General features: G+C 34.7%; 16 protein-coding genes and 2 pseudogenes. 7 read left to right on the top strand and 11 right to left on the bottom strand.

All coding sequences use genetic code 11. From position 1 onward, the window contains the following. Positions 1–26: 26 nt before the first annotated feature. From nadD to dnaN, 7 genes and pseudogenes are all read right to left on the bottom strand, one after another. On the bottom strand, positions 27–602 hold the full coding sequence (nadD, locus tag ACFX5U_RS22250) for a nicotinate (nicotinamide) nucleotide adenylyltransferase (RefSeq protein ID WP_038695033.1): 576 nt from the start codon (positions 600–602) through the stop codon (positions 27–29). Positions 603–604: 2 nt separating this feature from the next. Then, positions 605–1,176: pseudogene (gene gmk / locus ACFX5U_RS22245) on the bottom strand (guanylate kinase). 2 nt (positions 1,177–1,178) lie between these two features. Continuing rightward, entirely contained in the window at positions 1,179–2,054 is an 876-nt protein-coding gene (locus ACFX5U_RS22240; RefSeq protein ID WP_081918274.1) for a YicC/YloC family endoribonuclease, read from the bottom strand. Between the two features lie 58 nt (positions 2,055–2,112). Continuing rightward, a complete protein-coding gene (locus tag ACFX5U_RS22235) occupies positions 2,113–2,682 on the bottom strand; it encodes a CAP domain-containing protein (protein ID WP_280571386.1) in 570 nt (189 codons plus the stop codon). 45 nt (positions 2,683–2,727) lie between these two features. Then, a complete protein-coding gene (locus ACFX5U_RS22230; RefSeq protein ID WP_400262159.1) occupies positions 2,728–3,375 on the bottom strand; it encodes a DedA family protein in 648 nt (215 codons plus the stop codon). Positions 3,376–3,484: 109 nt separating this feature from the next. Next, positions 3,485–4,144, bottom strand: coding sequence for a DedA family protein (locus ACFX5U_RS22225; RefSeq protein ID WP_038695023.1), 660 nt, complete (start codon positions 4,142–4,144; stop codon positions 3,485–3,487). 11 nt (positions 4,145–4,155) lie between these two features. Continuing rightward, positions 4,156–5,280: a DNA polymerase III subunit beta gene (gene dnaN / locus ACFX5U_RS22220; RefSeq protein ID WP_038695021.1), complete on the bottom strand. Its 1,125-nt coding sequence runs from the start codon at positions 5,278–5,280 to the stop codon at positions 4,156–4,158. Between the two features lie 224 nt (positions 5,281–5,504). Here dnaN and ACFX5U_RS22215 point away from each other — a divergent pair, with 224 nt between their 5' ends. The 6 genes and pseudogenes from ACFX5U_RS22215 to ACFX5U_RS22190 all read left to right on the top strand — a co-directional run bounded on the left by ACFX5U_RS22215 (position 5,505) and on the right by ACFX5U_RS22190 (position 10,724). Continuing rightward, a complete protein-coding gene (locus tag ACFX5U_RS22215; protein WP_400262158.1) occupies positions 5,505–6,647 on the top strand; it encodes an ATP-binding protein in 1,143 nt (380 codons plus the stop codon). 99 nt (positions 6,648–6,746) lie between these two features. Next, positions 6,747–8,040 (top strand): annotated as a pseudogene (locus ACFX5U_RS22210) (stage 0 sporulation family protein). Between the two features lie 63 nt (positions 8,041–8,103). Next, the gene (locus ACFX5U_RS22205; RefSeq protein WP_400262157.1) at positions 8,104–8,568 is read left to right on the top strand and encodes a gliding motility lipoprotein GldH; all 465 of its coding nucleotides are present in this window, start codon (positions 8,104–8,106) and stop codon (positions 8,566–8,568) included. A 1-nt stretch (position 8,569) separates the two neighbouring features. Beyond that, positions 8,570–9,625, top strand: a complete 1,056-nt coding sequence (lpxK, locus tag ACFX5U_RS22200; RefSeq protein WP_400262156.1) for a tetraacyldisaccharide 4'-kinase — start codon at positions 8,570–8,572, stop codon at positions 9,623–9,625. A 94-nt stretch (positions 9,626–9,719) separates the two neighbouring features. Then, on the top strand, positions 9,720–10,103 hold the full coding sequence (locus ACFX5U_RS22195; protein WP_038695014.1) for a hypothetical protein: 384 nt from the start codon (positions 9,720–9,722) through the stop codon (positions 10,101–10,103). Between the two features lie 207 nt (positions 10,104–10,310). Then, positions 10,311–10,724, top strand: coding sequence for a hypothetical protein (locus ACFX5U_RS22190; RefSeq protein ID WP_051959708.1), 414 nt, complete (start codon positions 10,311–10,313; stop codon positions 10,722–10,724). 93 nt (positions 10,725–10,817) lie between these two features. Here the strand turns inward: ACFX5U_RS22190 and dnaA are convergent, their stop codons facing one another. Next, entirely contained in the window at positions 10,818–12,242 is a 1,425-nt protein-coding gene (dnaA, locus tag ACFX5U_RS22185; protein WP_038695013.1) for a chromosomal replication initiator protein DnaA, read from the bottom strand. 425 nt (positions 12,243–12,667) lie between these two features. Further along, positions 12,668–14,596 (bottom strand): 1-deoxy-D-xylulose-5-phosphate synthase, encoded by a 1,929-nt coding sequence (gene dxs, locus ACFX5U_RS22180; protein ID WP_400263627.1) that lies wholly within the window; start codon positions 14,594–14,596, stop codon positions 12,668–12,670. A 166-nt stretch (positions 14,597–14,762) separates the two neighbouring features. Here dxs and ACFX5U_RS22175 point away from each other — a divergent pair, with 166 nt between their 5' ends. Then, positions 14,763–15,557 (top strand): segregation and condensation protein A, encoded by a 795-nt coding sequence (locus ACFX5U_RS22175; protein WP_400262155.1) that lies wholly within the window; start codon positions 14,763–14,765, stop codon positions 15,555–15,557. A 50-nt stretch (positions 15,558–15,607) separates the two neighbouring features. Here ACFX5U_RS22175 and thiL read toward each other — a convergent pair whose 3' ends face one another. Beyond that, entirely contained in the window at positions 15,608–16,654 is a 1,047-nt protein-coding gene (gene thiL, locus ACFX5U_RS22170) for a thiamine-phosphate kinase (RefSeq protein ID WP_038695005.1), read from the bottom strand. Between the two features lie 20 nt (positions 16,655–16,674). Next, positions 16,675–17,670 (bottom strand): quinolinate synthase NadA, encoded by a 996-nt coding sequence (gene nadA / locus ACFX5U_RS22165; RefSeq protein WP_400262154.1) that lies wholly within the window; start codon positions 17,668–17,670, stop codon positions 16,675–16,677. Positions 17,671–17,816 lie beyond the last annotated feature (146 nt).

Below are 17,816 nucleotides of genomic sequence, written 5' to 3'. Positions count from 1 at the left end.
AATAGGAGCCTGTTAACCGTTATGGTTTACGAGTATAGCCCTTTCTTTTCAATAAAATCAACGACTTTATCTGGTGTATAAAATTTTATATTTTTACCCTCTTTAACAGCCTTCCTCAGAAAAGTTGATGACAGTTCCATCATGGGTGTTTCGGTCATGGTAATAGCAGGATTTTCTTTCAGAGCTCCACCATTGTAATTTGGTCTTGGATATACGTATACATGATAATCTCGTAAGATGACCTCATAATTTTTCCACTTCGTAAAAGTTTCTAAAATATCTTCACCCATAATCAAAACAAATTCATGTAGCGGATACTTCTCAGCCAAATGTGTCAAGGTATCTATGGTATATGATGGCTGTGGTAATCCGAATTCAATAGCACTAGCCTTTAGGTTTTCAGTATCTTCTATGGCTAAATTGACCATTTCTAACCGGTCATACATATTCCCCAGGCTTTCCTTCTTCTTAAATGGATTTTGTGGAGAAACCACGAACCAGACTTCATCCAACGCTGTATAATTGGCCATATAGTTGGCAATAATCAGATGCCCCACATGAACAGGATTAAAAGACCCAAAGAACAAACCTACTCTAGCCATTACTATTTATTAAGAAAATCCATTACTAATTTTTCCGCCTCTACAACAGCAACATCCAAATCATAATTTTTTAAGATCACATCAAATTTATCTGCATAGGATAGTTTTCTGTTTCTGCTTTTGCAAATCGTTCCTGCAATTTTTCTTCAGAATCGGTTCCTCTACCACGAAGACGGTCTTTTAAAACTTCTAAGGAAGGTGGCTGTACAAAGATAGATAAGGCCTCATCTGGAAATTTTGAACGTAAACGAAGACCACCTATAACATCGATATCAAAAATAACATGTTTACCTTTTGCCCATATACGCTCTACTTCCGAACGCAAAGTGCCATAAAATGTACCTGCGTATACCTCTTCAAATTCGATGAATTCTTGTTTTGCAATTTTATGAAGAAAACTTTCCTTAGAGATAAAGTAGTAATCTTTACCGTCTACCTCTTCTCCACGAGGCTCACGTGTGCTAGCCGAAATGGAAAATTCCAGTTTGTCACTATGCTTACCTAATAAATTTTTTACGATTGTTGTTTTACCGGCACCCGATGGCGCTGAGAATATAATTAACTTACCTGCCATCCTTATAATACATTGAGCAATTGCTCTTTAATTTTTTCTAATTCTTCTTTCATTTTTACCACGATCTGTTGAATTCCAGCGTGATTGGCTTTAGAGCCCAAAGTATTGATCTCTCTTCCCATTTCTTGGGATATAAACCCTAATTTCTTACCATTAGAATCAGATGCTGTTAATGCTTTTTGAAAATAACTACAATGCGAGCGCAAGCGTACCTTCTCTTCTGTAATATCCAATTTATCAATATAATAAATCAATTCTTGTTCAAAGCGATTCTTATCGACGTTTTCCTTGCCCACAGACTCCTCTAAATAATGATTGATACGTTCGCGTATCAAAGGAATACGATCCATTTCAACAGCCTCAACTTCAGTTAAATAGCTTAAAATCAATTCTACTCTACTCGTTAAATCTTGTGAAAGAACAGCTCCTTCATCAGCTCTGAAAATATTAAATTGTTCTACCGCAGCATAAAAAGCTTCCAATAACAGTTTAGATTCTTCTTCGTCAACCTCGCCATCATTATTAGCGATTACTTCTGGCATATTAAGAGCCATCTGAAATAGGGAAACTTGCTTATCTCCTAACTCAAATGCAATTTGCTGTAATTGGGTATAGTATTTTTTTAACAAATCGGCATTTATAGTAGATGCTTTTGCCGTTTGATCAGTATATTCAACGTTGACATACAGATTGACCTTACCGCGCTCGATAAGCTTGCTACACTCTGTACGCAAAGTTAATTCCTTATCTGAAACTGCTTTAGGTAAACGCAAATTCAGTTCAAGAAATTTAGAATTCAAGGATTTAATCTCAACGCTGTACTTAACTTTTCCATTGTCTTTTACAGCAGTGCCGTATCCTGTCATTGATTTTATCATATGCAAAGGTAAGAAACATTCCAATAATGCATAGTATCAAGACTATAAATTGCTTATTTTACGAATCATGCTTGGCAATAATAACGCATAAATAACTTTCTTGCTTGCCCTTCTTCCCTACTGTAACAAAACCAATTCCGATATCATATAAAGAAGAATTCCACTCATCCATCCCCAATAAATGCTTTCTATGATAATAACCAGGTGCTTCCTTCCCTATTATCAGTCCTTCTATACCAGCTTTGGCCGTTGGCCAATTCCAAGCAATAGATTCGAAATTATTTGCTTTTTTATTTTTCAACCAATTTGGATTTAACTTATATCCGGATTTTTGAATGTAATAATTTGGTCCTTTGCCATCTGGATTTACGTGGTCAAAATAATTGCGCTTTGCCATATCCTTTGCTCGGGCTTCCGCAACTTTTGCTAATTGATTATTCCAGTTCAATTGTTTTCTGGTCACCTTATTCAAATTGAATAGTCCAAGTTTCTTTTTAAATTTTTCGGGTTTTTTACGAATATCATTTAAATGTTCAAAAGCAGCCTTAGCCTGCTTTTTTTCTAATCGCACTTGTGCTGATGAAAATGAAAATAATAAACTGAGAAAAATAACGAGCTGATACTTCATGTAAATTTGTTTAAGTCAAAATAGACTTTAAAAAAGATAATAGGTTTAGACCGATTTTGATTTTTTACTGATTATCGCCTGTACCAAAACAGGTGCTATACTAATCAAAATCACGAATAGTACTACTAGGGAGAAATTATTGCTGATAAATGAAATTTGTCCAAAGTAATATCCTGTTAATAGAAATAAGGTTACCCATAAAAAACCTCCTAAGATATTATAAGCACCAAATTTTCGATAGGGCATATGGGATATCCCTGCGACAAATGGTGCAAATGTGCGAACAATAGGGACAAAACGAGCGTAAACAATAGTCCTTGTACCATGCTTTAGGTAAAATGCTTGGGTTCGCTCTAAATAAGCAGATCTAAAAATTTTAGCATCGGGCTTAAAGACTTTATGTCCAAAGTATTTGCCCACTTCATAGTTTACAAAATCACCCAGCACCGCTGCCGAAACTAGTACAAGCCAAAATAAAACCAAGGACAAGCCGCTCTCTGGTCTGGCAATAATGGCTCCCAATGCAAACAAAACAGAATCTCCAGGTAAAAATGGTGCGATAACCAACCCCGTTTCTGAAAACACAATTAAAAATAAAACAAGGTAAGTCCATCCTGCATATTCATGAACGATTTGAAGCAAGTGCTTATCGATATGTAAAATAAAGTCAATCAGTGTTGTGATGATTTCCATTTGAAATGAACTTGAATAATATCTAAATCAATTGAATTCAGTTGAATTAGATATTATAACTGCATCGTTTTAACGATAAAAAGATGATAGCCATAAAAAAAGGAAGCTCTTAAGCTTCCTTTTTTCTTTTAATTTTTTCTTTTATCACTTCGTACACTATCGGTAACACCGATACTAAAATGATTAACAGTACGACTTTTGAAAAATTATCTCTTATAATGGGTATATTCCCTAAGAAATAACCTGCCAGTGTAATCCCAATTACCCAAAGAAGTGCACCTATGACATTATAGGTAATGAAAGTACCATAATTCATTTTACCGATTCCTCCAACAAATGGAGCTAAAGTTCTAACGATAGGTACAAATCGAGCAATTACAATTGTTTTACTTCCATATTTTTCATAGAACGAATGTGTCTTCTGAATCTGTTCGTCCTTAATAACCTGCTTACCAAAAAGCTTAAACTTGGTTATCTGCATGCCAAAGCGTTTACCGATGGAATAATTAAGTGAATCTCCAGATATCGCTGCCACCAATAAAATAACAATCATCAACCAGACATTGAGTTCATTAGGTTGTGCTGCTAACATACCTGCTGCAAAAAGTAAAGAATCTCCTGGTAAGAATGGCATCACAACAATACCAGTCTCAACAAAAATAATCAGGAATAAGATGAGATAGGTCCACGTTTTATAATCATTTACAATTTCTAGTAAATGCTTATCAATATGAAGAACAAAATCTATAATATGCGCTATAACGTCCAAATCTGCTCGAATTAACCAATGTTATTTAACATAACCGGCATAACCAGCATTAATATATCTTCATTCTCATCAGCTACAGCCGGAATCAATAAGCCTGCACGGTTAGCCGTACTCATCTCTATCACGACTTCTTCACTAGCTAGATTATTCAACATCTCCACTAAAAATTTAGCGTTGAAGCCAATTTCCATATCTTCACCTTCAAATTGACAACCTAAACGCTCATGTGCTTCATTAGAAAAATCCAAGTCTTCGGCTGAGATATTCAATTCACTACCCGAAATCTTTAAACGTACTTGGTGCGTTGTTTTATTAGCAAAAATAACTACGCGACGCAGTGTATTTAAGAATAATAGGCGATCAACAGTTAGCTTATTCGGATTCACTTGAGGAATTACAGCTTCATAGTCAGGGTAACGTTCATCAATCAAACGACAAATTAGATTGATATTACCAAAACTGAAAAATGCATTTGTTGAATTATATTCAATAGAAACATTAATATCTTCAGAAGGTAGAGACGACTTTAATAAAGACAATGCTTTTTTAGGTAGGATTAATGAAGCAGGTTTTTCTACTCCAATATCGGAACGTCTATAACGCACTAATTTATGTGCATCTGTTGATACAAAAGTAACCGATTTATCGCCCAACTGTACCAATACACCTGACATCGCTGGTCTCAATTCATCATTACTAACCGCAAAAATAGTCTTACTAATCGCTTCTGCTAATATTGGAGCAGGCATATTAACCGTGTGCGCATTGTCGATTACAGGAATCTTAGGGAAATCCTCAGGATTTTCACCACTCAATTTATATTTTCCATCTCCTGCACTAATTTCTATCGCCAATGTATTGTTATCGACGAAAAAAGCAACAGGTTGATCTGGCAATGTCTTTAATGTTTCGATTAGAATTTTAGAAGGCATCGCTACTTTTCCTTCTTCTTTAGCCTCAATTTGCAATGACGTGACCATACTAGTCTGCAGATCTGTAGCAGAAATTGTCAACGTATTGTCTTTTATTTCAAAAAGAAAGTTCTCTAAAATAGGTAGAACTGTACTACTACTTGAAGCGCCATTAATAGCTTGAAGTTGTTTTAATAAAATCGATGTGGATACTATAAATCTCATTTCCTAAAATTATGAATTATATCTGCAATATTACGCAAAAGAATCTACATTTTTAAACGCTAGATATGCAAATAGTGGAAAAATAGCATTCGCTATTGAATCGTTATTCACGCTACTAAACAATTGAAATTCAATAAAAAAAAGCAAATTTCAGGCATTTATATTTTGTTTATAAATAAATGCTGTCTATAATTTATTACATTTGTATAGACTAGGAGTAGTATATGCAATTTAAGGAAATAATTGGACATGATTTAGTTAAAGCTCATTTGATTAGCACAGTTCGTGAAAACCGTGTTAGCCATGCTCAGTTGTTTTTGGGACCTGAAGGATCTGGCTCATTGGCTTTAGCTTTGGCTTACGCACAATTTATAAACTGCGAAAATAAGCTGGAAAGTGATAGTTGCGCCATTTGCCCTTCTTGTCGCAAATATGCTAAACTGATTCACCCTGATCTACATTTTTCTTATCCATTTATTGCAAAACATAAGGAGGATAATGCGGCTACATTTATGGAAAATTGGCGTAAAGCTTTTTTGGACAATCCATACTTGAGTTTAGAAAACTGGCGCCAACAATTGGATGCAGAAAATAAACAAGTCAATATCAATATTGCTGAAGCACATGAAATAATCAAAAAATTAAGTTTAAAATCTTTTGAGGCTGAATACAAGGTATTGATTATGTGGTTACCTGAATATTTGGAAAAAGAAGGTAATGCACTCTTAAAATTGATCGAAGAACCTCCAGAAAAAACATTGTTTCTTTTGGTTGCTGAAAATCAAGATAAAATATTGAACACGATTATTTCTAGAACGCAACTTATAAAAATCAATAAGTTAAGCCATCAAGCGATTACGTCATATTTAATAGAAAACAAACAACTCGAAGAACAAGAAGCTAGGGAAATTGCTTTTATAGCAGATGGCAACCTACAAGAGGCAATCAATATGATTAATCTCAACACCAATAACCATTTTATTTTACTGGTTAAGTGGTTGCGCCTTATTGTTCAAGATTCGGGTCTAAATATTATCAGCATCTGTGAAGACGAAATTGCAAAGCTAGGTCGAGAAAACCAGAAGACATTTTTAATGTATGCCATTAATATCATGCGTCAAATCGTTTTAATAAAACAAGACCTATCCAGCTTAGTGTTCCTTCCTGCTCAAGAACTTGATTTTGTAAACAAGTTTGCTGTTCATTATACCCTCGAACAAATTGAAGAAACAATCAATTTGTTTGAGTCAACACATTATAGTGTTGAAAGAAATGCAAATCCTAAAATATTATTTTTAGATTTATCTTTGCAATTAGTATTAATGTTTAAATACCAAACGTTTCCGAAAGGAACTCAATATATATAGAAAACTATGGGATGTGGCAGTTGCTCATCCGGCGGAGGTTGTGGAAGTACGACGACAGTGGGCGGTACTCCAGCAGGTTGCCAAAATAATGGCTCTTGCATGACTAGCGGATGTAATAAATTAGATGTATATGACTGGCTATCTGATATGGATATGCCATCCAACTATAAACCTTTTGACATTGTAGAAGTTCGATTTAAAGGATCTCGAAAGGATTTCTTTATCAATTCTGACAATTTATATTTAGAAATTGGTGAAATGGTTGCTGTAGAACCTACTACAGGCGGATATGATATTGGACATGTTTCTCTTACGGGAGAATTGGTTCGCTTACAGTTGAAGAAAAACAATGTAAGTTTAGAAAGTGTCACCAAGAAAATCTATCGCAAACCTACAGAGGCTGATGTTGAAAAATTCAATATCGCCAAAGATTTGGAATGGGAGACCATGCATAAGGCTAGAAATCTAGCTTTAGAATTAGGTCTTTCTATGAAAATATCGGATGTAGACTATCAAGGTGATAAGACTAAGGCGACGTTCTACTATACGGCTGAAGGTCGTGTGGATTTCCGTGAATTGATCAAAAGAATGGCGGAATCTTTCCGTATCCGCATTGAGATGCGACAGATAGGAATGAGGCAAGAAGCAAGTCGCCTAGGCGGTATTGGCTCTTGTGGTCGTGAATTATGCTGCTCTACCTGGCTGACAGATTTTAAAACTGTCTCTACGTCTGCAGCAAGATATCAGAAACCTATCCCTCAATACCCTAAAATTAGCGGGTCAATGTGGTAAATTGAAATGTTGCTTGAACTACGAACTGGATAGTTATATGGATGCTTTAAAAGACATACCAAATAATATCGATCGTATCGAGACAACTAAGGGTAATGCATATTTGCAGAAAACAGACATTTTCAAAAAAATGATGTGGTTCTCTTACCCTGGAGCTGAAAATTGGATACCGTTACCTGTGGATCAAGTGAAAGAACTTATCGAAAAAAATAAACAGGGTATTAAAGTTGACGAGTTGATTTCAACAGTAGAAGATGAAATCAAAGAAGAAAAAATTGTTAATTACGATTACGAAAATGTGGTCGGCCAAGATAGCTTAACACGTCTGGACGAAAAAAATAAAAGAAAAAGAAGTAGTAAAAGTAAATCAAAACCCAACGTTCGTGCAAAGGTGGCTCCTGAGCAAGTTGCTAAAGCGCAACCAGCTAAAGTCGAGAAACCGCAACAAAAACAAGAAAAAGGGCCTAAAACAGTGAATACTGATAAAAACACTCCTCCAAGTCAAAATAAAGAGGGCGTGGTGAGTAAGCCAAAAAGAAGGTTTAATAAGAATAGAAACAATAGAAATAAAGGTAATAATACTGCTCCTTCAGCAGAATAATAAGTTGATTTCGATTATTGGCGAGGATGAACATTCTCGCCAATATTATATACTTAAATAAGAATGAAAAAAAGTACATTCCTAATAGGCTGTATGACGATATCACTATTTGTTTCATGTGATTCAAATACAATCATGGATGAAAATGTAAATATTAATAAAAATGCGTGGGCCCATGCTAATAAACCAACCTTTGATGTTCACATTTCAGATATTTCTAAAAAATATGATGTATGGTTAAACGTTCGTCATACCTCGCATTACCCCTACTCAAACCTATTTATTTTAGTGCATCAAAAAGGTGCTAACACGAAGCTTTACACCTACAAAAAAGAGCTTAAATTAGCCGATTCATATGGAAAGTGGACCGGTAATACTGCAGGTTCTTTGTATACAAAGCGAAGTCTTATCCATAAAGATTATAGCTTTCCTGACACAGGTCTATATCATTTCACTTTCGAACAAAATATGCGAGATAATCCACTCTTGGAGGTTACAGATATCGGACTGAATATTACCAGCAAGTAAAATGAAGCAGCTGCGATTTCTCTTATTTCCTTTCTCAATAGTTTATGGAATAGTTATTTGGATTAGAAATAGACTATTTGATTTACAAATTATAAAGTCCAATAATTATACGATCCCAACTATCGTGGTGGGTAATCTTGCCGTTGGAGGTACGGGTAAAAGTCCCATGACTGAGTTTATCATTCAAGTCCTTAAAGATAAATATAGAGTTGCTACATTGAGTCGTGGATATGGACGTAAGACTAAAGGGTTTAAATATGTCAATATTGCATCTACAGCTGACGAAGTAGGTGACGAACCTCTACAATTCAAAAACAAATTTCCTAATATCACAGTCTCTGTCTGTGAAGACCGATGTATTGGTGTAGAAACTTTAATGAATAGCCACGATGTCATTGTACTCGATGATGCTTTTCAACATCGCAGGTTGAAACCAACTTTCTCCATACTGTTGTTTGAATACAGTTCTTGTCTGCACCCCATGTTTGTACTGCCAATGGGCAATTTTAGAGATCTTCCTGCAGAATCAAAACGAGCAAATATGCTCGTGGTGACTAAAACACCTTCCGATGCATCGGATAGTGAAAAAGAGCTCATTAAAAATAAATTAATCCACAAAAGCGCTGTAACAAATGTTTACTTTACGAGCATAGTTTATGGCGACCTCATTTCCATCAATGAGCTGGAGGCTAAAATAACACCAAATACAACCGTTTTACTGCTTACTGGTATCGCTAATCCAAAACCATTGATCAAGTACCTCAAACCTCTTATAAATGACATGGAGCATCTTGCTTTTTCAGATCACCATGCTTTTACTAGAAATGATATATTGACCATTAGACAAAGATTTGAACAAATAAAGAATCGATCTAAAATAATCATTACAACAGAAAAGGATGCACAACGAATTCGTACCCCCGAATTTTTAAATATCCTAAATGATATACCAGTTGCTTATATTCCTATTGAAATTGCTTTCGAAGACAAATCGATTAGCAAAAGCGTACAACAACAATTGCTATCCATCTGTGAGAGAAGTGTTAATGAATCTTAAATTTTAATTTTGTTTAAACTTTAACAAAGCATTGCTTGTCTTTATACTAGTTACTGTTTGGTAACCAAATAATAGTTAAACTAATATAAAAGCTATGAAAAATTTAAAATCAGGTTTAATAGCAACTTTAATGCTATTGGGTGTCACCGTTATGGCTCAAGAAAAACAAAGAAATGGCGGACAGCAACAATCTCCTGAAGACCAGACGAAAAACAGGATTGAAAGACTCGATAAAGAACTAAAACTGTCACAAAATCAAAAAGATTCAATTTATGTATATGCATTGGACCTATCCAAAAAGCAACAGGAGATATTCAAAAATACTACCGATCGGAAAGCAGCATTTGAAAATATTAAAACTGTCCGACAATCTACTGATGCTAAGATCAAGTCATTCTTAAATCCGGAACAAAGTAAGTCTTACGATCGTATGCAAGAAGAAATGCAACAGCGCAGACAACAAAGACAAAAGAAATAATTGATTAGATAGTAATAAAAACAACTAAAAAGGTTCAACATATTTCCGTTGGACCTTTTTTATTTATAATACTAATTATCAATGTTTTAAATGTTATAATTTGTTAAATATTTGTTAAAGTAACAGGTTTGATACAATAAATGGGTCAACTCATGAGTTTTAGTTGTAGAATTTAGTAATTGAATATTTAAACTAAAAATAGCAATCATGAAAAAATTATTTTTAACAGGAATCGGATTTTTCTTAGCATTAAGTTTAACATTTGCACAACAGGTTACTCCAGAAGAGCAGGCTACGCAAGTAACAACAGAACTAACTCAAAAATTAAGTTTAACAGATGAGCAAAAAACTGCAGCTTACACCATCACTTTAGATCAAGCAAAAGCTGAAGCTGCATTACTTGAAAATACAACCACAACTAAAGAAGTATTGGTGGAGCAATATAATAAATTGCAAGCTGAAGCAGATGTTAAAGTAAATGCTTTATTAACAGAAGACCAGAAAGAATTATTCAAAAAGGTAGTAACAGAAAGACCGGCTAAGGTAGTGCCAGAAGTAGCTCCTAAACCCGTGCAAGAAGAGCAGAAAGAAAATACAGAGGAATCAAATAACACACAATAATAAAGAACTTGTTCATAAGATTATCCATTTGGATAAAAAAAGGGATTCTAATATTAGAATCCCTTTTTTATTGTATAGACTTAAAAAATGATATTAAGCTTTTAGCTTTTTCATAATGTCATTTACATAAGTTTTAAATTTCTTATCTGTTTCTATTAAATCTTCCACTGTCTGACAAGCGTAGATTACTGTAGAGTGATCTCTTCCTCCAAAGAATGAACCGATCGTTTTTAAAGAAGATTTTGTATGATTTTTGGCTAAATACATGGAGATTTGTCTTGCCTGTACAATTTCTCTTTTACGAACTTTTGATTTAACCATTTCAACAGGAACTTCAAAATACTCACATACAAGCTTTTGAATGAATTCCATTGATATTTCTTTATGTGTGTTCTTAACGAAATTCTTAAGCATTGATTTAGCTAAATTCAAATCAATCTCTTTTTTATTCAATGTCGATTGGGCTAATAAAGATACCATAGCTCCTTCTAATTCACGAACACTGTTATCAATTTGATTGGCAACGTACTCAACTACATTTTCAGGTAATTCAATGCCATCAGAATACATTTTCTTTTTCAAGATTGCCATTCTAGTTTCAAGATCGGGAATTTGAATATCAGCTGAAAGACCCCATTTGAAACGACTTAATAAACGTTCTTCTAATCCTGCTAAGTCTTTAGGAGCTTTATCGGAAGTTAAGATAACTTGTTTACCAGATTGGTGCAAATGATTGAAGATATGGAAAAATATATCTTGTGTTTTTTCTTTACCAGCAAAATTATGCACATCATCCATAATGATAACATCCATTGCTTGATAAAAATTCACAAAATCATTAATGGTATTGTTCTTTAATGAATCTACAAATTGTTGACAAAATTTCTCACAGGAAACATAAATCACCAACTTATCCGGTAAATTTCTTTTGATCTCATTACCAATAGCTTGCGCTAAGTGTGTTTTGCCTAATCCTACAGCCCCATAAATCATCAATGGGTTGAATGACGTACCACCAGGTTTGTTTGCAACAGCAAAGCCCGCAGAACGTGCAAGACGGTTACATTCTCCTTCAATAAAATTATCGAATGTATAGTTTTGGTTCAATTGCGGATCAACCTGTAATTTTTTCAATCCAGGAATAACAAATGGATTTTTAATATCCTTATTTAAAGATACTGGAACAGGTATAGATTGCTTCTTACCTTCCGCTCCATTACCATTAGAAGGAATATTCGTTGTGTAAGGAATAGAAGCCGATGACTTCTCTACTACGATATTGTATTCCAACCTACCTTGCTCACCTAAAAACTTTTTTACGGTCTTACGAAGGATACCCACATAGTGTTCTTCCAACCATTCGTAAAAAAATAAACTAGGTACTTGAATAGTCAAAACGTCACCCTCCAAACGTACTGCTTTCACAGGCTCAAACCAGGTTTTAAAACTTTGCGCAGGTATATTGTCTTTGATGATCGCAAGACAATTATTCCAAACACTTGTACTCGTTTTTTCCATTCTAAAATTCTTAATAAGTTGATTTCCAATAAGCGACCAATATTATGTTGATAACTTTCTCGTAAGACGAAGATGACAAAAAAAAATCAGGTAAAAAACTAAAATTTAAAATTTATTTAAAATCATTATATACCAATGAGTTAGCTTAAAAAAACATCATTTTTTAAGATCTAAATCTGACGCTGTTTTTTTTTATTAACATTCCAAATTTTTTGTTACTTTCTTATACATTTTGTAGTTTTTTCGCTATTTTAAACGTAATATTTGCATTGGAATATCTAATGAACCAAATAGATTCTTCATAAAGAAACTATGACAATATGCAGGAAATATAAATTGTTATTACGTAGATTTTATCTAAGTTAAACAAAAAAAGAGGAATTATATTGCTATAATTCCTCTTTTTTTATTTCGTGGCCTGAAGACTAACTAACCAAAGAATCGGTTTTAATACCCTTAACTAATTTACGACATTCCATAGCAATTGCTTTCGCATCATAATGCGCAATACTCCATTGATCTGCTTGTTCAGCATGGTCTATAATCGTATCTGGAATACCCAATCTGACTACGGTACTGCTATAATGATGATCGGCCATAAATTCTAAAACAGCAGAACCTACACCTCCTTGTATACAACCATCTTCAACTGTAATAATATGTTCAAATTTTTGGAAGACCTTATGTAAAAGCTCCTCATCCAAAGGTTTTGCAAATCGCAGGTCATAATGTGCAGGATGTATGCCTTCTTCTGCCAATTGTAATATTGCCTTACTAGCCTCATTACCGATGGCTCCGAAAGTCAATATGGCTACTGACTCACCATCCTGGACCAACCTACCCTTACCTATTTCAATTTCTTTAAAAGTTCTCTTCCAATCGACCATTACGCCATTACCTCTAGGATATCGGATCACAAATGGACCCTTATCCTTTAGTTGTGCAGTATACATCAAGTTTCTTAACTCCTCTTCATTCATTGGAGCTGAAACAGTCATATTCGGTATACATCGCATAAAAGCAATATCATAAGCACCATGATGTGTCGGACCATCTGATCCAACCACACCTGCACGATCTAAGCAAAACACAACATTCAAATTTTGTAATGCTACATCATGAATAACTTGATCAAATGCTCTTTGCATGAAAGATGAATAAATATTGCAAAACGGCATAAGCCCTTGTGTTGCCAATCCCGCACTAAAAGTAACAGCATGTTGTTCTGCTATCCCAACATCAAAAGATCGACTAGGAAAAGCTTTCATCATGATATTCATAGAAGAACCTGAAGGCATAGCTGGTGTAATCCCTACTATCTTATCATTTTTCTCAGCCAATTCAACTAAGGTATTTCCAAATACATCTTGATATTTAGGTGCAGTTGGTTTCACAACTACGGATTTTTTTATTTCACCCGTTATCTTATCAAACAGACCCGGTGCATGCCATTTGGTTTGATCCTTCTCTGCTAATGCATAACCTTTACCCTTAACGGTAACGCAGTGCAATAATTTCGGTCCTGGAATATGACGTAAATCTTCTAGCGTTTTTGCTAACTTTTTAACATCATGACCATCAACAGGTCCAAAGTATCTGAAATTTAAAGATTCAAATAAATTTGCGTTTTTAAGTAAGGTTCCCTTAATGCTTTTCTCAAGCTTTTTAACGGCCCCTAAGGCATTGGGTCCCATTTCTGATATCTTAGATAGAACAGCTGCAATATCGTCTCTAAAACGATTATATCGCTTGGAGGTAGTGATACTTGTTAAGTATTCCTTTAGGGCTCCTACGTTTGGATCTATGGACATGCAATTATCATTTAAGATAACCAACAGATTTGACTTCTCGATACCTGCATGGTTCAGCGCCTCAAAAGCCATACCACCAGTCATCGCACCATCGCCAATGATAGCGATATGCTGACGATCCTTTTCTCCCTTAATCTGGGATGCAACGGCCATACCTAAAGCTGCCGATATAGAGGTGGATGAATGACCTACGCCAAATGCATCATATTCTGACTCGCCACGTTTTGGGAAACCAGATATCCCATTGGCAATTCTATTCGTATGAAAAGAATCACGACGCCCGGTCAAGATTTTGTGACCATATGCCTGATGACCCACATCCCATATCAATTGGTCGTAGGGCGTATTCATGACATAATGTAATGCCACTGTCAATTCAACGACTCCCAAACTAGCTGCAAAGTGACCCCCATTAACAGAAACTAAATCAATTATATATTGACGTAGCTCTTGACTAACTTGTTCTAATTGGTCTTCCTTGAGTTTTTTCAGATCAGAGGGATCATTGATTTTACTTAATAATTCTCCAGCATCAAACTGCATAGTATTGCTAATTACTTTAAAATATTGATACAAAATAACAACTTATTTATCACAACTAGGGTATATATCAAACTTTTTGTATTAGAAAGTGAACAGCTATAGAAGCATTTAGTTTTAATAGTTTGAAATAAAAATGTTTATATAATTATGTAATTTTGCTTTTGATATGCAAGTAGAAGAAGGATACGAAATAAAGTTACCGCAATTTGAAGGTCCATTTGACCTCCTCTTATTTTTTATTGAAAGAGATGAATTGAATATTCATGAAATTCCGATTTCAAAAATAACAGATGATTTTTTATCCTATGTCAATCAGCTGCAGGCACTGGATATGGAAATGGCAAGTGAATTTATCTTTGTCGCATCCACTTTAATGCGGATCAAAGCAAAGATGCTCCTTCCTCGTCTCGAATTGGATGATGATGATAATGAAATTGATCCTCAAGAAGACTTTGTTCAAAAATTGATTTTATATAAACAATTTAAAGATACATGCGAGGATTTAAAATTATTGGAGTCAGAGCGTTTAAAACTTTATAAACGAGGCAATATTAATTATGATATCCAACTTGCAAGACCTGAATCAAATAATGGGGAAGAATTAAATAGCTTTGATCTTTACAAGCTTATGATGGTTTATGAACGTATGATCTTTCAGTACGCAAATAGGCCACAAGAGGTGAAACATACGGTGATAAAACATCCCTATACGATAGAACAACAGAAAAAAGCAATAGCAGATCTAATTGCAATTAACAACCAATTGGATTTTCAATATATCTTGAAAAATTCTGTAAACAAAGTACAATTTGTTTACAATTTCTTAGCTATTCTTGAGATGCTGCAGCAAAAATTATTACAGATAGAAATTGGTCTTGGATATAATGATTTTAACATTAGAAAAAGAAATGAAGATGAGTACGACCTGGTCGATATAGAAGAAGAAGAATTTGCACTATAAAGAAAAAGGGGATAATAATAATTATCCCCTTTTTTATCAGCTTTATATGCTTAATCCTTAAATGCATTCCACCCTTGGGCAGTTATTGGATATACTTTTCCAGATTTTGAAATCATATGGCAACCTTCACTAGCTTCTGTAATATGACCAATGACCGTGATATCCATCGATCCTTTTATCTTATCGTAATCAGATTGTGGGACTGTAAATAGCAATTCATAATCTTCTCCACCATTTAAAGCACATACTGTAGGGTCAATTCCAAACTCACGAGCTGTTTCATATGTCATCGAATCTAAAGGAATTTTATCTTCATACAACTTACATCCCTTATTGGATGCCTCACAAATATGGATGATCTCGGATGCTAAACCATCCGACACATCAATCATAGCATTCGGTTTTATTCCAATTTCTGCTAATAACTCTACAATATCCCTTCTTGCTTCAGGTTTCAGCTGACGTTCTACAATATAATCCTTACCTTCTAGGTCTGGTTGAATATTGGGGTTTTCCAAGAAGATATTCTTCTCGCGCTCCAATAGCTGTAAACCAATGTATGCAGCTCCCAAATCGCCTGAAACACATAGTAAATCGCCTTCTTGGGCGCCTGAACGATAGGCAATCTTATCTTCATCAACAAAACCAATACTCGTCACAGAAATAACTAAACCTTGGACAGATGCAGATGTATCTCCCCCTACCAAGTCTACATTATATTTCTTACAAGCAATCAATGCCCCTTGATAGATTTCTTCAACGGCTTCTAAAGGAAATTTAGATGATAAACCAATTGAAAAAGTTATCTGAGACGCTTTTCCGTTCATCGCATAGATATCGCTCAGATTTACCTGAACCGCTTTATAGCCTAAATGCTTCAAGGGTACATAGCGCAGATCAAAATGGATACCTTCTAATAAAAGATCCGTTGATATCAACGTTTTTTTGTTAGCAAAATCTAAAACAGCGGCATCGTCGCCAATACCTTTGATGGTACTTGGTTCATTTATTTCGACAGCCTTAGTTAAATAAGAAATTAAACCAAACTCACCCAATTCTCCTAAATTTGTTCTTTCTGTATTATCAAATTCTAACATACCTGTCTTTAATTTTACTATTATAATCCTAATTGTGCAGATAACTGAAGCATACGCTCAATAGGTTTTTGTGCTCTTGCTATGACCGCCTCATCAAGTATGATTTCCGGACTTTCGTATTTCAAACAATTATATAGCTTCTCCAGCGTATTCAATTTCATATGTGGACAATCATTGCACGCACAAGCGTTGTTTGGAGGTGCAGGAATGAACGTTTTACCTGGACTAGCCTTTTGCATCTGATGAATGATTCCAGACTCTGTAGCCACGATATAAGTTGTAGCCTCATCGTTCATCGTATACTTCAACATTCCTGAAGTAGAGCCAACATAATCCGCACCTGCCAAAATATGATCTTCACATTCTGGATGAGCAATAAATTTTGCATCCGGATAGGTTACTTTTAAGTGATCAATCTTATCCTGAGAGAAAATTTCGTGTACCATACATGCTCCATTCCAAAGCACAAGGTCTCTTCCTGTCTTCTTCATCACGTATGCCCCTAGATTGCGGTCTGGACCAAAAATAATCTTTTGGTCTTTTGGGAGACTCTCAACGATCTCTACCGCATTACTTGAAGTACATACAATATCTGAAAGTGCTTTCAACTCCGCAGTACAATTTACATATGTAATAACCAAATGATCGGGATACTGTTCTTTAAATTTGGCAAACAAATGCGGCGGACATGAATCCGAAAGTGAGCACCCTGCTTTAGCATCAGGTAGCAATACCTTTTTTGAGGGAGAAAGTATCTTGGCTGTTTCTGCCATAAAATGTACTCCTGCAAAAACAATTACATCTGCATCCGTTTTAGCCGCTTCCTGTGATAAGCCTAAACTATCACCGATATAATCAGCGATATCCTGTATTTCGGCTTCTTGATAGTAATGTGCTAAAATAACGGCGTTTTTTTCTTCTTTAAGACGTTTGATCTCTTCAATCAAATCCAAGCTCGGGTCTATAGGTATATCAATATAACCCTTCGCTTCAATATCGTAATTTACTAAATCCATTAATTCTTCTTCTTAATTTGATTTACATTACAAAATTAATAATAGTTCTTCAATAAACCCTTCTAATCAAAAATGATGTTTATAAATACGAATATAACACATTGATATATCAAATTATAACGCTACTATTCAGTTAATTAACATAC

The sequence above is a fragment of the Sphingobacterium sp. SG20118 genome (genome assembly GCF_044740685.1).
Lineage (GTDB): Bacteria > Bacteroidota > Bacteroidia > Sphingobacteriales > Sphingobacteriaceae > Sphingobacterium.
Note: the sequence above shows the minus strand (reverse complement) of the source record. Positions and strands in the feature narration are given on the sequence as shown.

Bases quoted from the DNA above. Each gene is read 5' to 3' on its own strand.
- nadD (WP_038695033.1), bottom strand. From the start codon at position 602: ATGGCTAGAGTAGGTTTGTTCTTTGGGTCTTTTAATCCTGTTCATGTG.
- ACFX5U_RS22240 (WP_081918274.1), bottom strand. From the start codon at position 2,054: ATGATAAAATCAATGACAGGATACGGCACTGCTGTAAAAGACAATGGA.
- ACFX5U_RS22235 (WP_280571386.1), bottom strand. From the start codon at position 2,682: ATGAAGTATCAGCTCGTTATTTTTCTCAGTTTATTATTTTCATTTTCA.
- ACFX5U_RS22230 (WP_400262159.1), bottom strand. From the start codon at position 3,375: ATGGAAATCATCACAACACTGATTGACTTTATTTTACATATCGATAAG.
- dnaN (WP_038695021.1), bottom strand. From the start codon at position 5,280: ATGAGATTTATAGTATCCACATCGATTTTATTAAAACAACTTCAAGCT.
- ACFX5U_RS22215 (WP_400262158.1), top strand. From the start codon at position 5,505: ATGCAATTTAAGGAAATAATTGGACATGATTTAGTTAAAGCTCATTTG.
- ACFX5U_RS22205 (WP_400262157.1), top strand. From the start codon at position 8,104: ATGAAAAAAAGTACATTCCTAATAGGCTGTATGACGATATCACTATTT.
- lpxK (WP_400262156.1), top strand. From the start codon at position 8,570: ATGAAGCAGCTGCGATTTCTCTTATTTCCTTTCTCAATAGTTTATGGA.
- ACFX5U_RS22195 (WP_038695014.1), top strand. From the start codon at position 9,720: ATGAAAAATTTAAAATCAGGTTTAATAGCAACTTTAATGCTATTGGGT.
- ACFX5U_RS22190 (WP_051959708.1), top strand. From the start codon at position 10,311: ATGAAAAAATTATTTTTAACAGGAATCGGATTTTTCTTAGCATTAAGT.
- dnaA (WP_038695013.1), bottom strand. From the start codon at position 12,242: ATGGAAAAAACGAGTACAAGTGTTTGGAATAATTGTCTTGCGATCATC.
- dxs (WP_400263627.1), bottom strand. From the start codon at position 14,596: ATGCAGTTTGATGCTGGAGAATTATTAAGTAAAATCAATGATCCCTCT.
- ACFX5U_RS22175 (WP_400262155.1), top strand. From the start codon at position 14,763: ATGCAAGTAGAAGAAGGATACGAAATAAAGTTACCGCAATTTGAAGGT.
- thiL (WP_038695005.1), bottom strand. From the start codon at position 16,654: ATGTTAGAATTTGATAATACAGAAAGAACAAATTTAGGAGAATTGGGT.
- nadA (WP_400262154.1), bottom strand. From the start codon at position 17,670: ATGGATTTAGTAAATTACGATATTGAAGCGAAGGGTTATATTGATATA.